General features: G+C 38.5%; 13 protein-coding genes and 1 pseudogene. All 14 read left to right on the forward strand.

The features are described from left to right. Window positions 1–855, forward strand: a pseudogene (locus Q0144_RS07930) (hypothetical protein); the annotation flags it as partial. After that, window positions 845–2890 (forward strand): glycosyltransferase family 39 protein, encoded by a 2046-nt coding sequence (locus Q0144_RS07935; RefSeq protein WP_298063118.1) that lies wholly within the window; start codon window positions 845–847, stop codon window positions 2888–2890. The pseudogene Q0144_RS07930 and the gene Q0144_RS07935, both read left to right, overlap by 11 nt. Next, complete coding sequence (locus tag Q0144_RS07940) at window positions 2883–3248, forward strand: GtrA family protein (RefSeq protein ID WP_298063120.1); 366 nt, start codon at window positions 2883–2885, stop codon at window positions 3246–3248. Before Q0144_RS07935 ends, Q0144_RS07940 begins: the two co-directional genes overlap by 8 nt. 1 nt (window position 3249) lies before the next feature. Continuing rightward, on the forward strand, window positions 3250–4182 hold the full coding sequence (locus tag Q0144_RS07945; RefSeq protein ID WP_298063122.1) for a glycosyltransferase family 2 protein: 933 nt from the start codon (window positions 3250–3252) through the stop codon (window positions 4180–4182). Window positions 4183–4193: 11 nt separating this feature from the next. Next, window positions 4194–4967: a glucose-1-phosphate cytidylyltransferase gene (rfbF, locus tag Q0144_RS07950; protein WP_298063124.1), complete on the forward strand. Its 774-nt coding sequence runs from the start codon at window positions 4194–4196 to the stop codon at window positions 4965–4967. Between the two features lie 11 nt (window positions 4968–4978). Then, window positions 4979–6052: a CDP-glucose 4,6-dehydratase gene (rfbG, locus tag Q0144_RS07955; protein ID WP_298063135.1), complete on the forward strand. Its 1074-nt coding sequence runs from the start codon at window positions 4979–4981 to the stop codon at window positions 6050–6052. After that, on the forward strand, window positions 6049–7842 hold the full coding sequence (locus tag Q0144_RS07960) for a thiamine pyrophosphate-binding protein (RefSeq protein WP_298063125.1): 1794 nt from the start codon (window positions 6049–6051) through the stop codon (window positions 7840–7842). The genes rfbG and Q0144_RS07960 overlap by 4 nt, the downstream gene beginning before the upstream one ends. Before the next feature lies 1 nt (window position 7843). Further along, a complete protein-coding gene (locus Q0144_RS07965; protein ID WP_297922908.1) occupies window positions 7844–8524 on the forward strand; it encodes a hypothetical protein in 681 nt (226 codons plus the stop codon). Continuing rightward, window positions 8521–9309: an aldolase/citrate lyase family protein gene (locus tag Q0144_RS07970; RefSeq protein ID WP_298022334.1), complete on the forward strand. Its 789-nt coding sequence runs from the start codon at window positions 8521–8523 to the stop codon at window positions 9307–9309. The genes Q0144_RS07965 and Q0144_RS07970 overlap by 4 nt, the downstream gene beginning before the upstream one ends. After that, the gene (locus Q0144_RS07975; protein WP_297922901.1) at window positions 9306–10235 is read left to right on the forward strand and encodes an NAD(P)-dependent oxidoreductase; all 930 of its coding nucleotides are present in this window, start codon (window positions 9306–9308) and stop codon (window positions 10233–10235) included. Before Q0144_RS07970 ends, Q0144_RS07975 begins: the two co-directional genes overlap by 4 nt. After that, window positions 10232–11563, forward strand: coding sequence for a lipopolysaccharide biosynthesis protein RfbH (gene rfbH / locus Q0144_RS07980; protein WP_298063128.1), 1332 nt, complete (start codon window positions 10232–10234; stop codon window positions 11561–11563). Before Q0144_RS07975 ends, rfbH begins: the two co-directional genes overlap by 4 nt. Before the next feature lie 140 nt (window positions 11564–11703). Continuing rightward, window positions 11704–12840, forward strand: a complete 1137-nt coding sequence (gene wecB, locus Q0144_RS07985) for a UDP-N-acetylglucosamine 2-epimerase (non-hydrolyzing) (RefSeq protein ID WP_298063129.1) — start codon at window positions 11704–11706, stop codon at window positions 12838–12840. After that, window positions 12837–14036, forward strand: a complete 1200-nt coding sequence (gene wecC / locus Q0144_RS07990) for a UDP-N-acetyl-D-mannosamine dehydrogenase (RefSeq protein WP_298063131.1) — start codon at window positions 12837–12839, stop codon at window positions 14034–14036. The genes wecB and wecC overlap by 4 nt, the downstream gene beginning before the upstream one ends. 21 nt (window positions 14037–14057) lie before the next feature. Continuing rightward, window positions 14058–16180, forward strand: a 2123-nt coding sequence (locus tag Q0144_RS07995; RefSeq protein WP_298063133.1) for a bi-domain-containing oxidoreductase, incomplete at its 3' end; no start/stop codon positions are given.

Raw genomic sequence — 16180 nt, forward strand, 5'->3', positions numbered from 1 at the left:
ACTATATATATACATTTAATAATAATATTTTTTATGTTTTTAGCAACTATAAGAATGCCGTATTATTGGAATTTCAATACTCAGGTAGATATCTTTAGCGCCAATTCTAAAAGTTCATACGCTCAGTTAGATGGTATTTATATGGATGAGAGGATATCGGAAATCTTTGATTATTTCGATAAGTATGTAGCTGTTAAATCTAAAAATCAAAAAGATTTTTACTTTTTTAATTTTCCCATAATGTACTTATTGAATAATAAAATTCCACCGTATTATTTAGTAACTCATTGGCTAGACGTATCGTCATCTAAGGCCATATCTAGGGAATATGATGAATTTATTAAATCTCCTGCGCAGAACGTTGTTATGTATCAATATCAGACATTTTTCTTTACTGTGCATCGAAATTTTCAAGTTAAAAGCTCTTTTAAACAACTTGATTTTCATGAAACTATGAATCAATGGGTACGGGAAGGAAGATATAAATTTATAAAGTCGTTTGTAGTTCCATACGATAATGTACCTGCTGAAGAAGAAAAAAACCATATTCTTAAAAATATGCTCATTATTTTGCAAAATGAAAAATTTTTTGGTATGGATAGATCTAAATTTACAAAGTGGCTACAAGAGAATGGCGTAACATTAGTTACTATCAGGCGTGATAAAAAGATAGCTACCGATCAAAATGGCACAAAACAAGAAGATGATAGCTTGCAAAATGGTGATGTATTGCAAATGGATGGTAGTATAGTAGATTTATGTAAAATATTTCCAATTCTAGGAGTAGCTCCGACCGAAGCGACTTTTTTCAATACCATCAACGTATACGAAAAGCAAGAAGGTCATGGTGAATAGTTCTATTGAAGAGAAATTTATATTAACATTTTGCTTTAGTATAGTATTAATACTACATCTTCTTATATTCAACCATTACTTTTCCCTCCAAGAAGGCTGGTGGGAAACATATGCTTATCTGGTAAATAAGGGAGAGGTGATAAATAAAGATTTTTATCTAGCATGGACTCCGTTATTTGTATATATAAATGCCTTTTATCAAAAAATATTTGGGATAAATTTCTTTGCATTTGCCTGCATCGGCGTGGTAGCAGCAATGATTCAGGTGATCTTATTGTATTTGGTTTTAAGGGAGTTTTTTTCAAAGCCGGCTAGTGCTATAGGAGCCACTTTTGCTAGCTTTTTATGGTTTAGTATGGAGACATATATACCGAAGGATTATCATACTTACGTCTTCATCATAGAATTTTCTACCCTACTATTTCTAGTAAAATCCATAAAAAATGAAAATTCTAAAAAAGGTACCATATATCAAATACTTGGAATCTTATTTCTAGTCCTACTTTTTTTCATAAAGCAAAATGTGGGATTAGTTCTTTTTGCTAGTCTTTTTGTATCTTATGCTTTTATATCCAGTAGCGTAAAAGATTATTTTAAAAGAATAGGATTTTTACTGCTCTTTACCGTTATATTCTTTGTATCCGTAAATTTTATAATGCCTTTTGATCCCGCATCTATAACCGATAATGACTCAAAAGGAAGTCTATGGACTGTAGCGACTAGATTTATTTTTGAACCAGAGCTTAGTCGGATATTAACAATAAGCGTATCGGAATTTTTTATAATATTAATTCTTGCATATTTTGGAAAAAATATTGTATATCTATATGATGTATTGGTAGGACAAATTGCAGCAAGAACAACTATCTTATTTCGATTTACTATCGTAGCTATTGGACTGACTGCGCTTACTTATATTGTTTTATTTCATAATACTGTTATATTATATATTATTAAATATATCTCTTATATTAGCTTTTCCATAGCTATGATTTTGTATATCATGTTTGCTGCTATGTTCTATAAAAATAGTAGTATTTTTGGATCAAAAATTTACATTTTCATTACTTTTTGTGTTGCTGCTATAGTTTATAGTAATACTTTCACTACTATCGCCTTAAATATGAATAGCATTCTTTTGTGTGCAGGGTTGGCATTCAGCTTTTTATTAAATCAAAATTTGCGCAAAATAGCTAGGATTTTACTGATCTATTGGATGCTTGTAATGGTATCTTTCATAATATACGTAAAATTTTTAATACCATATAATTGGCTTGAAAATTATCAAGGTAGTGTATTCGAGGCTAAATCCGAGACCTCATATATTCCTTTAAAAAATATTTATATGAATCAGAAATTATCTTATATTTTTGACTATATTCATGATTATGTACCTAAAAATACAGTATCTGACAAAGATTTTTACTTTTTTAACTTACCGATAATGTATCTTTTAAATGATAAAATTCCACCATATCACTTAGTAACACAATGGTTTGATGTAACTCCAACAAAACTGATTAAACAAGAATATATTAATTTTACAAATAGACCAACCAAGAACATCGTTTTATATCAATATTATAAAAAAGCGTTTGATATAAATAAAAGACTTTTGAGAAAAGATGATTTTATTCAAGAGGATTTTTATAAAGTAATGAATAAATGGGTAAAAGAGGGTAGATATAAATTTATAAACTCCTTTGTTGTACCTAATAGCTTGATGTTTAATAATGCATCTAAAAATTTAAATATTCAAACAGATGTAATAATTCAAAATAGTAACTTTTTTGATCAAAGTTATGAAAGGTTCTATTTATGGCTACAGGATAGCGGCGTAAATCTCATACAAATCACTAGAGACGGAGCCGTTTTGCAAGATATTAATAATACAATTAGGAATTCGGATATAGTAACCTTGAATGGTAATGTAGCCAATATAATGGAAATTTTACCTCAACTTGGGGTTGAGCTGATTGATAAGGCAAATTTTAATACTATAAATATTTATAGACGAAATGATAGCTATGATTAAACGACAAGCCGTCAAGTTTCTCTTCGTAGGTATCATGAATACTACCTTTGGATATGGGCTTTTTGCCCTTTTTATCTATCTAGGTCTATATTATCCCCTCGCCGTGTTGCTTTCTACGATACTTGGCGTATTGTTTAACTTTAAAACCATAGGCGGACTGGTATTCGGCAGCAACGATAATAAACTTATTTTTAAATTTATTTTAGTGTATGTTATAATATATTTTTTAAACATATTCTTTTTATGGCTTTTTAAGCGGCTTGGCTTTGAAAATATGTATCTAAATGGCTTTGTACTTTTGATCCCGCTGGCTGCGGTATCATTTTTGTTAAATAAATTTTTCGTCTTTAGGAGATGATATGAAAAAAATCAGTATAGTTACCGCCTGCTTTAACGAGGAGGAGAATGTAGAGGAGGTATATTCGCGCGTAAAAAAAGTTATGGGCGAATTTCCGGAGTATGCCTATGAGCATATATTTATCGATAATGCTTCGACCGATAGGACGGTTGAAATTTTAAAACGCCTAGCAAAGGATGATAAAAATTTAAAGATCATCGTAAATTCCAGAAACTTCGGGCATATCAAATCGCCAACCTATGCGCTTTTGGGTGCAGACGGAGATGCTGTTATCTCTATCGTAGCCGATTTGCAAGATCCGCCCGAGATGATTGCGCAGTTTATAGAAAAATGGCAAGAGGGCAACGACTTGGTTTTGGCTATTAAGCGAGATAGCGAGGAGCGCGGCGTGATGTTTAAAATCAGAGAGTGTTATTACGAACTCTTATCAAAACTATCTGAGATCGAGATTTTTAAGAATTTTACCGGCTTTGGACTTTTTGATAAAAAGGTCATTGCGGCTCTTAGACAGATGCATGATCCGTATCCGTTTTTTCGTGGAATGCTCGCGGAGGCGGGTTATAAAGTGGCCAAAATTCCTTACGATCAACCTGTGAGGATTAAAGGAGTTACCAAAAATAACTTCTACACGCTTTATGATATGGGGATACTCGGTATAATCTGCAATTCCAAAGTACCACTTCGGCTCGCAACCTTTATAGGTATGATAATGGGCATTTTAAGCATAATAGTAGGACTTGTGTATTTTATACTTAAGCTAATTTATTGGGACGAGATGAGCGTGGGCATCGCGCCTCTTATCATACTTTTTTCATTCGTTTCATCTGGAATTTTGTTTTTTATCGGTATAATAGGCGAATATATCGGGGCAATTTATACACAAGTGTTAAATCGCCCATTGGTATTTGAAAAAGAAAGAATAAATTTTGATTAAAGGGAGCTTTAATGAAAGTTTTAATACTAGCAGGGGGTTTCGGTACTAGGCTTGCCGAAGAGACGAGCATTAGGCCAAAGCCAATGGTAGAGATCGGCGAAAAACCGATTTTATGGCATATTATGAAAATTTATAGTTTGTACGGATTTAACGAATTCGTCATTCTACTTGGCTATAAAGGCTACTATATCAAAGAATATTTTGCCAATTATTTTTTGCATCAAAGCGATATGACTATAGATTTGAAAAATGGCAAAATGGAGGTTTTGAGCAATTTTAGTGAGCCTTGGAGCGTTACGCTGTTAAATACTGGGCTAAACACTATGACTGGCGGTCGTATTAAGCGGGCTCAGAGCATAGTGGGAGACGAACCATTTTTGCTTACTTATGGAGATGGTGTTAGTGATATAGATATCCACGAGCTTGTAAAATTTCATAAGTCTCATGGCAAAACGCTTACGATGACTTCCGTTCAACCGGAAGGTCGTTTTGGGGCACTAAATATAGATGACGAAAGTCGCGTGCATGAGTTTAAGGAAAAACCAAAAGGAGACGGCAATTGGATCAATGCAGGTTTCTTTGTATGCGAGCCCAAGGTTTTTGACTATATTACGAATGGAGATGCGACGATATTCGAGCAAGAGCCGCTTATGAATTTGGCCCACGACGGCGAAATTTTAGCGTATAAACACAGTGGATTTTGGAAACCGATGGATACGCTTAGAGATAAGCTTGAGTTAAACAAAATTTGGGATAGCGGCAACGCTCCGTGGAAAAAGTGGTAGCAATGCAAGATATGCAGGATCTATACTCCGGAATTTATAAGGGCAAAACAGTTTTGCTTACCGGGCATACCGGTTTTAAGGGCTCATGGCTTAGTCTATGGCTGCAGCGCTTGGGCGCGAAAGTGATAGGGTATTCGCTTCCGGCGCCTACAGAGCCAAATCATATAGGACTTTTAAATTTAAATATCGTCCAGGTAATCGCCGACATACGAGATCTTGCTAAATTAAACGAAGTCTTTGCGGCTTATAAGCCCGACATTGTATTCCACTTTGCCGCTCAGGCGCTCGTACGCCCATCTTATGCCGATCCTATCACAACCTACGAAACCAATGTTATCGGCACATTAAAAGTCTTTGAAGCCTGCAGAAAAGCAGGCGTTCGCGCGATCGTAAATATCACAAGTGACAAGGCTTACGAAAATAAAGAGTGGGTTTGGGGATATCGCGAGAGCGATCCTATGGGCGGATATGATCCATATAGCTCGTCGAAAGGCTGCGCGGATCTTCTGGCTAATTCATATCGAAACTCCTTTTTTAACGAAAAAGATTACGGCACAAAGCATCAAACGCTGCTTGCCACGTGTCGCGCAGGTAATGTCATAGGCGGCGGAGACTGGGCACAAGATAGATTGATTTGCGACGTTATGCGCGCAGCAGCTAAAAATGAAGCGGTAACGATCCGCAATCCGCATGCGACACGCCCTTGGCAGCACGTACTCGAGCCGCTTGGCGGATATTTACTCGTGGGGCAAAAGTTGCTTGAAGGGCGAAAGGAATTCGGCGGTGCGTGGAATTTCGGACCTAGCGATGATGGTGCGATTAGGGTGCTTGATGTACTAAAGAGCGCCAAGCGATATTGGGATAAGATAGAATTTAAAATCGGCTCCGACACGGATCAGCCGCATGAGGCAAATTTATTGAAGCTTGATTGCTCTAAAGCACATGCGCTGCTTGGCTGGAAGCCCGTTTGGGATAGCGAAACGGCATTTGAAAAAACTGTAAAATGGTATAAAAATTTCTACGAAAACGGCGCAATTGATACCGAGCAAAATTTAAACGACTACGTAAAAGAGATGATGCGATGATAAAAGTTAGCGATTTTATAGCAAAATTTATAGCCGAACACGAAGATACCGCAAAGACCGTATTTATGGTCTCGGGTGGCGGCAATATGCACCTGATAGATTCGCTTGGCAAAAATGAAAATTTAGAGTATGTCTGTAACCATCACGAACAGGCTTGCGCGATAGCTGCAGAGGGCTATGCGCGCGTCTCAAATAAGATCGGTATCGCGTATGTTACCACGGGTCCCGGCGGGACGAACGCGATTACCGGCGTTTACGGCGCTTGGGTAGATTCGATCCCTATGATGATTATATCGGGACAGGTAAAATTTCAAACGACCGTCGCTTCGCAACCCGAGCTAAATTTGCGTCAGCTCGGCGATCAAGAGGTCAATATCATTGACATCGTAAAACCTATCACAAAATATGCCGTAATGATAACTGATAAAAATAGCATAAAATTCCATCTGCAAAAAGCGGTTTATGAGGCTAAGCACGGCAGACCGGGACCCGTATGGTTGGATGTGCCGCTAGACATACAAGGCGCGATGGTGGACGAAGCGGATTTGGTAGAATTTGAAATCCCAGAAGAGCCGAAATTCGACACAAAAATCCCACAGGTTCTAGATGCGTTAAAAGCTGCTAAACGCCCCGTTATCATTGTGGGTAACGGAGTGAGGTTAGCCAATGCAAAAGATGATTTTAGAGCCTTGATTGACGAGTTAAAAATCCCTGTTTTGACTGCTATTTCAGGAGTTGATTTAATAGAAACTTCAAATAAGTATTTTTTTGGTAGACCGGGAATTTTAGGTGAGAGGGCCGGGAATTTTGTAATTCAAAATAGCGATTTGGTAATAGTATTAGGTACAAGATTAAATCTTAGAATTTTGAGCTTTAATTGGGAATTTTTTGCGCGAGAAGCCAAAAAAATTATGATTGATATAGATGAAAACGAACTTAATAAAAAAACTTTTATTCCGGATATAAAAATTAAATCCGATGCAAAGGTTTTTATAAATGATCTTAGAGAAAAAGCTAGAGATTTAAATCTAGAAATTGGAGACTGGCTTAAATATTGTAATAGAATAAAAATGAAATATCCTGTTTTTGATAAGTCCGTATTGAAAGAGAAGAATTATGTCAGTTCATATTATTTTCCAAGATTACTTTCGGAGAAATTACCAAAAAATTCTCTCTTGCTTACCGGTAATGGCATAGCATATACATCAACATTTCAGAGCTATCCGGTACGAGCAGGTGATAGGCTTTTTGCAAATGTCGGATGTGCTTCTATGGGCTATGATTTGCCGGCACTAATTGGTGCATGCGTAGCAAATAATAAAAGACAAACTATATGCTTAACCGGTGATGGAAGCATTCAGATGAATATCCAGGAATTGCAAACTATTATTCATTATCGGCTTCCCGTTAAAATTTTTATGTATAACAACAATGGATACCTCTCTATACGCATAACTCAACATAATTATTTCAATAACAATTTTGTCGGTGAAAGTCCTATAAGTGGTGTAAGTATACCGGATATGAAGGCGCTCGCTAAAATTTATGGCTTTAAAGTATTTCAAATTAAAAATAACGATGATGCCAATGCAAAAATAGATGAAATTTTATCATGTGAGGGATCGGTGTTTTGCGAAGTGATGCTGCCGCCCAATGAAGCCATAGGGCCAAAAGTTGCATCTATGAAGCTTCGGGATGGGACTATGATATCAAAACCATTGGAAGATCTTGCTCCATTTTTACCTCGAGATGAATTTTATAAAAATATGATAGTAAAGCCTTTGGATTGATATGAGATTTTTATTTTTGGATTTTGACGGCGTCCTTTTTGATACTGTACGTGAAGCCTATGAGGTTTGTAGATCTACGCCAAGTTTTTTAAGGCAAAAATTTGATGAAAAGCAATATGCCGAATTTTTAAGATTTAGACCTCATGTGGGTCCGGCATGGAATTATTATTTCGTTATGACAGCTATAACTAATAACAATAAAGAGCTTTTAGCTTTTGATTATAACAATGAAGCAAAGAAATTTGAAAAAGACTTTTTTGAGACTCGTAAAAAGTTAAAAGCAAATAACTATGAAAATTGGTTGGCTTTGAATAGGCCATATCCGTTTTTATTGGAGCTATCAAATATGAAACTGAATCGGCAGACTTTTATTGTAACTACTAAAGATAGTAAAACTGTATTGGATTTAGCCAAAAGATTTAATATTCAATTTATAAATAACGATAATATATTGGGGGCAGATATATTTGCTAAATTTAATTCAAAAGCTAATATAATAAATTCAATTTTAAAAGATGGCGATAGCGGGATTTTTATAGATGATTCAGAAATGCATTTAAAAAAATGTGAGCACATAAAAGGACTTAAGTTATTACAGCCCGATTGGGGATATGTAGAGAGGAATAGTAAGTATATGGGCGATATTAAAATGATATTAAGCGTATTGGAGGAAGAGGTATGAATATAAATGAATTTGAGATGATAGACGTACTTAAAAGGCTTAAAAACGAATATGGCGTATTTGAGTTAAAGGCCGAGTTTGAAGCCGAGGGAAGTCGTATGGAGGAGATGATGCGTTTGCGAGATATTGCCAATCGAGCAGATTTGCCTATCATCTTAAAGATCGGTGGAGCTGAGGCGGTTACGGATATTTATAATGGTATCATTTTGGGCGTAGAGGGCCTTATTGCGCCTATGGTAGAAACCCCGTATGCTGTTTATAAATATCTAGGAGTTATAGAAAATTTGATAAATCCAGACAACCGAGATTATATAGATTTTGCTATAAATATCGAGACAAAAACTGCGGTAGAAAACATAGATGAAATTTTAAAATTAGAAAAAATTTCGCTACTAAGAAGCATTACATTCGGTAGAAGCGATTTTGCGCAGTCATGCGGTTTGGCTAAAAAAGATGTAGATAATGAGAAAATTTTAAATGCTGTTCAGCGAGTATCTCGCGCCGTAAAAGCGAAAGGTTTAAAATTTGCAATAGGCGGAAATATTACGGCTAAATCTATTGATTTTATCAAGACTCTAAAAGCAGAAAATTTAATAGACAAATATGAAACCCGCAAAGTAGTTTTTGCTATAGACTCTATTAATGCCAATCCGCGCGAAGGAATAAATACGGCACTAAAATTTGAACTGTTGTGGCTAAAGTCAAAAAGAAGATTTTATGCAAGGATAAAAGCTGAGGATGAACAGCGTATAGAAGATTTAGAAAAAAGGCTAAGTAGCAGATGAATCTATTCATCACGGGCGGTAGCGGTTTTATCGGGTCGCATCTAAAAAAGCGTCTTGCGCTAAATGGAAATTTTAACGTTTTCGCTCCAAAAAGTAGTGAGCTAAATTTGACTGACGAAAGCGCAGTTGACGATTTTGTTCGTGCGCATAAAATCGATGCTATCGTTCATCTAGCCAATCGTGGCGGCGGTCGTGATACGCTGGATATGACAAATGTGACCGAGTATAATTTGCGGATTTTTTTCAATATCGCCAAGCAAAAAAACAAGGTTGCAAGGATCATATCATTTGGAAGCGGTGCGGAATACGGCAAATACAAGCCGATAATAAATGCTCGCGAGGATGATTATAAAAAGGCGCTTCCGCTTGATGAATACGGTTTTTACAAAGCTATCACGTCGCATTACATTGAGGATTGCGCGGATAATATCATCCAGCTTCGTTTATTTGGAATTTACGGCGAGATGGAGAATTACCGCTATAAATTTATCACAAATGCCGTAGTAAAAAACTTACTGTACCTACCCATCACGATCAATCAAAACGTATTTTTTGATTACATGTATGTCGATGACCTGTTAAACGTAGTGGAATTTTATATAGAAAATGACGCGCGGCATAAAATTTACAACGCAAGCAGCGGGACAAAAATCGATCTACTCGGCTTGGCTGCGCTAGTAAATGAAGCGAGCGATTTTAAATCGGAGATAATCGTACTAAATAAAGGGCTAAATAACGAATATACTTCCGACAATAGCCTGCTAAAATCTGAGATGGGAGATATGTTTAAGCTTACGTCGCATTTGGAAGCGATCGGTAAAATTCATAAATATTTTAAGCAAAATTTTACTAGCTTAGACTTAGATACCATAAAAAAAGATCCATATTTGAGAAAAATCAATGAAATTTGGAAAGGCAAAAAATGACCCCGCAAGAATTAAAACAAGAAATTTTAGAAAAGACAAAAGAGTATTATAAACTGGTTCATGAGCCGGCGCAGAGAGCTAAATTTGAACCCGGCAAAAGCCGTGTGAATTACGCAGGTAGAGTCTTTGATGAGCATGAAATGGTAAATTTAGTAGATAGCTCGCTTGATTTTTGGCTTACATACGGCACATATTCTAAAAAATTTGAAAAGGAATTTGCCAAAATGCTTGGCGTAAAATGGGCGTTTTTGGTAAATAGCGGAAGCAGTGCAAATCTACTTGCATTTTTTGCACTTACCTCGCCACTTCTAAAAGAGCGCCGCATAAAAAAGGGAGATGAAGTTATAACCGTAGCGGCGGGCTTTCCTACGACAGTTGCGCCTATCGTGCAATACGGTGCCGTTCCAGTTTTTGTCGATATGGAGCTTGAGTATTTTAACATAGACCATACGAAGCTTGAGCTTGCGCTTAGCCCAAAAACGAAAGCCGTCATGGTAGCTCACACCCTGGGAAATCCTTTTAATATAAAAGCCGTGAAGGAATTTTGCGATAAACACGATTTGTGGCTTATCGAGGATAACTGCGACGCGCTGGGTTCTCTGTATGACGGTAAGCCGACCGGCACATGGGGAGATATAGGCACAAGTAGCTTCTATCCACCCCATCATATGACTATGGGCGAGGGCGGCGCTACATACACAAACAATCTGCTGCTTAAAAAAATTATGCTAAGTATGCGTGATTGGGGACGCGATTGCTGGTGTGAGAGCGGCGTAGATAATACCTGTGGCAGGCGCTTTTCGCAAAAATTTGGTGAGCTACCGCTCGGGTACGATCATAAATACGTTTATTCGCACTTCGGATTTAATTTAAAAGCCTCCGATATGCAAGCTGCCGTGGGATGCGCTCAGATAGATAAATTTTCTAGCTTCGTGCAGCATCGTAGGCAGAATTTTAAAAAGCTTTACGATGGGTTAAAAGATATAAAGGAGCTTATTTTGGTTAAAACCCAGCCGCATTCTGAGCCTAGCTGGTTCGGCTTTATGATGACGGTTGCAGACGGGGCAAAATTTAGTAGAAACGAGCTTAGCAAACATCTAGAGAGGGCGGGCGTGCAAACAAGAAATTTATTTGCGGGCAATATGATCAAGCACCCGTTATTTGCAGATCTTAAACGCGGGGTAGATTATAAAATTTCAGGCGAGCTAAAAAATACCGATAAGATAATGAACGATAGTTTCTGGGTGGGGGTATACCCTGGAATGAGCGATGAGAGGATAGAGTATATTATAAAAACGGTTAAAGGATTTGTATCTACTAAAAGCTAAAATATAAATCAGATCAAAATTTTAAAGTGCTATATGCAATATAAATAGTGTTATTTTGTTTGGTTAAGCGCCGATATAGCAAAATTTAATTAAAATTACGGCGATAAATTTGGTTAAAAAACCGATATTTAGGGGAGTTTATGACGAAAAGAAAAATTTTAATAGTATTTGGGACGCGTCCGGAGGCCATTAAGATGGTTCCGTTGATAAAGGAGTTTCAAAAGCACTCGGAATTTGAAGTGAAGGTTTGCGTCACGGCGCAGCACAGACAGATGCTCGATCAGGTGCTTGAATTTTTTGATATTAAGCCCGATTTTGATCTAAATTTAATGAAGCAGACTCAGGATCTGTACGATATTACGTCAGGCGTTTTGCTTGGTATGCGCGATGTATTTGGCGAATATACCCCAGACATCGTGTTTGTCCATGGAGATACTACTACTACTTATGCCGTTTCTTTGGCGGCGTATTATCAAAAAATAGATGTTGCTCACGTAGAAGCTGGACTTAGGACGCATAATATCTATTCGCCGTTTCCTGAAGAGATAAATAGGCAGATGACGGGACTCATAGCTAAATATCACTTCGCGCCGACTGCCGATGCGAGAGACAATCTCTTAAAAGAAGGCAAAGATTCAAAAAATATAATCGTTAGCGGCAACACCGTTATAGACGCGCTTTTGTGGACGATAGATAAAATCGAAAACAACGAGCTGCTAAAAAATAAAATTTTATCCTTTATAAATTCCAAATATAAGCTTAGTGATAGAAAATTTATTCTCGTTACAGGACACAGACGAGAAAATTTCGGAGAAGGCTTTGTTAATATTTGTGAGGCTTTACGTGAAATAGCGCTAAAAAATGAAAATATCGACATTGTTTACCCCGTGCATTTAAATCCAAATGTAAGAAAGCCCGTGGGAGAAATTTTATCGGGCATTCCGAATATATTTTTAATTGATCCGCTAGAGTATGATAGTTTCGTCTATCTTATGAGCAAGTCATATATGATAGTAACAGATAGTGGTGGCATTCAGGAGGAGGCACCGAGCCTTTGTAAGCCCGTTTTAGTTATCAGAGAAACTACCGAAAGACCTGAAGGGATAAGAGCAGGATGTGTGAAGCTTATCGGTACCAAGCGCGAAAATATAATAAAAGAGGTGCAAAAATTATTAAATTTAAAAGATGAATATGATAAAATGAGTAAAAGTACAAGTCCGTATGGCGACGGTAAAGCTTGTAAAAAAATACTGGAATTTTTAAAAGGAATATTATGAAAAAAGTTTGCATCTTAGGTCTTGGGTATATAGGGTTGCCGACAGCAGCACTTTTGGCAAATAGGGGCTATAAAATCCACGGCGTTGACGTGGTGCAGAGCGTTGTGGATACGATCAATGAGGGTAAAATTCATATCGTCGAGCCGGAACTTGACGTATTTGTTAAAAAAGCAGTGCAGAGCGGAAATTTAAAAGCAGACGTTAAGCCTGATTTCGCAGACGTTTTTATCATAGCTGTTCCGACGCCGTTTCGAGACGGATACGTGCCAAATATCGATTATGTCATAAGTGCGGCAAAATCTATAATACCATACGTAAAAGACGATAATATGGTCGTTTTAGAATCCACTTCACCGGTAGGTACTACCGAAAAGATAGGTGAAATTTTAAAAAATGGCGGTGTTGATATTTCTAAAATTTATATCGCTCATTGCCCGGAGAGAGTTTTGCCGGGTAAAATTTTAAAAGAGCTTACGCAAAACGATAGAATCGTGGGTGGAACTACAGAAATTGCTACTAAAAAGATAGCGGAATTTTATGGAGAATTCGTTAGTGGTAACGTTTTGCAGACGGATTCTAAGACTGCAGAGATGTCAAAGCTTACAGAGAATTCTTTCCGCGACGTAAACATAGCCTTTGCAAACGAACTTAGTATTTTGTGCGATAAATTCGGCATCAATGTTTGGGAGCTTATCTCGCTAGCAAATCGCCATCCGCGAGTTAATATTTTAAACCCGGGCTGTGGCGTAGGCGGGCACTGCATAGCGGTCGATCCGTGGTTTATCGTCCATGCGGGCGGCTACGAAGCGAGGCTGATCAAATCCGCAAGGGAGGTCAATGATCACAAAGCTGAGTGGTGTATAGAAAAGATCAAAAACGCGACTTTAAAATTTGAGCTGCAAAACGGCAAAAAGCCCAAAGTCGCGTGTATGGGGCTTGCTTTTAAGCCCGACATCGACGATTTGCGGGAGTCGCCTGCGCTAAATATAACCAGACGCCTGATCGCAGACGGCGTCGATGTGATCGCCGTAGAGCCCAATATCAAGGCTCACAAGGATTTTGAGATAGCGGACTATAAAAAGGCTGTTGAAATTTCGGACATTGTCGTATTTTTGGTCGGACATAAGGAATTTAAAGGGCTGAAAATAGAAAAAGAAGTTTTGGATTTTTGCGGTGTGCGAAATACTAATATTTAATATTTTTTAAGGTTATAGTCAATGATACAAGCAATAGTTAAAAAAGGTAAAGTTTTGGCGGAGCAGATCCCTGCTCCGAGCGTTTCAAAGGGATGTGTTCTTATAAAAGTAGTAAATAGCTGCATATCGGCGGGCACCGAGATAAGCGGCGTATCAAATAGTGGAAAGAGCTTGATTAGAAGGGCTTTAGAGCAGCCGGAAAACGTAAAAAAAGTCATCAATATGGTGAAATCCGACGGCATAGCCAGCGTCTATGCGAAGGTAAAGGGTAAGCTTGATAGCGGAAGCCCGACCGGCTATTCGCTTAGCGGCGTCGTCATAGCGGTCGGAGAGGGCGTTTCAAATTTTGAAATCGGTGAGCGCGTCGCTGCAGCCGGTGCAGGACTTGCAAACCACGCAGAATACGTAGACGTGCCTAAAAATTTAGTTATGAAAATGCCGCAGGATATGGACTTTGAGCGGGCTTGCACCGTGACGCTGGGCGGTATAGCGATGCAGGGCGTTAGGCGGATCGATCTAAGGTTAGGCGAGACCTGCGTAGTGGTGGGAGCTGGGATTTTAGGGCTTCTTGCGGTGCAGATGCTTAAAATTTCAGGCGTCAGGGTTGCGGTCAGCGATTTTGACGATAGGCGTTTGCAGATAGCAAAGGAATACGGCGCAGAGCTCGCCATAAACCCGTCAAGAGACGATTTGCTAGACGTCGTTGCGTCTTGGAGCGGCGGATACGGCGCCGATGGAGTGCTATTTACCGCCGCTACGAGCAGCAGCGAGCCGCTATCGCAAAGTTTTCAGATGTGTAAGAAAAAGGGCAGAGTGGTGCTTGTAGGCGTTGCCGGCATGCAGATCAATAGAGAGGATATGTATAAAAAGGAGCTCGATTTTCTCATCTCCACCTCCTATGGGCCGGGTCGCTACGACAAGAGCTACGAAGAGGGGGGGCTTGATTATCCGTTTAGCTACGTAAGATGGACCGAAAATCGAAATATGAGCGAGTATCTAAGGCTGGTAAATGAAAATTTGATAAAGCTGGATAAGCTCATAGACGCAAAATATCCTATCGAGCAGGTAACGGAGGCGTTTGAGTCGCTACAGACTTCGCAGAATAAGCCGCTCATGGTTTTGCTTGACTACGGCGAGGCAAATTTAGCCGAGCTTGATAGCTATCTAAATCACGATAAAAAAATCATCATAAGCTCCGCGCCAGTAAACAGGGATGTGATAAGCGTCGCATTCGTCGGAGTCGGCGGATTTGCCACCGGTATGCACCTGCCTAATATCTCAAAGCTTACGGATAAGTATAAAATTTACGCGATAATGAACCGAAGCGGACATAAGGCAAAGGCGGTGGCGCAGCAATACGGAGCGAACTACGCTACTTCAAATTTAGACGATATTTTAAGTGATAAAAACGTCGATCTGGTGATCATCTCCACAAGGCACGATAGTCATGCGGAGCTTACTTTAAAGGCGCTTGAAGCTGGCAAAAACGTATTTGTAGAAAAGCCGCTTGCGACAAATAAAGACGAGCTTGAAAAGATAAAGAAATTTTACGAAGGGGGAGGTGACAAGCCCCTTTTATTCGTGGGATTTAATAGACGATTTAGCGCTTACGCGCAGGAGATAAAAAAGCACACGAGCGCTAGAATAAATCCGATGATAATTAGATATAGGATGAACGCAGGCTACATACCGATGGATCATTGGGTGCACGAAAATGGCGGCAGGATGGTAGGCGAAGCGTGTCATATAATAGATCTGATGACGGCGCTAACGGGTAGCGAGATACAGAGCGTATTTTCGCAGGCTATCACGCCGAGCAATGAAAAATATAGCTCCGAGGATAACAAATCCATCGTTTTAAAATACAAAGACGGCTCGGTGGCAAATATCGAATATTTTGCAAACGGCAGCAAGGAGCTAAGTAAGGAATTTATGGAGATCCACTTTGACGGCAAGAGCATTATTTTGGATGATTACAAAAGCCTAAAAGGATACGGAGTGGGGGTGAAAGAAATTTCAACGAGCGTAAGCCAAAAGGGGCAGCTCGAGGAGCTTGAGGTGCTATTTGAGACTCTAAAAAAAGGCAAAGGCTGGCCGATAGAGCTTTGGGATATGGTGCAGACGACGGAAATAAGCTTTATATT

The sequence above is a fragment of the uncultured Campylobacter sp. genome (assembly GCF_938045345.1).
In the GTDB taxonomy this organism is placed as follows: Bacteria; Campylobacterota; Campylobacteria; order Campylobacterales; family Campylobacteraceae; genus Campylobacter_B.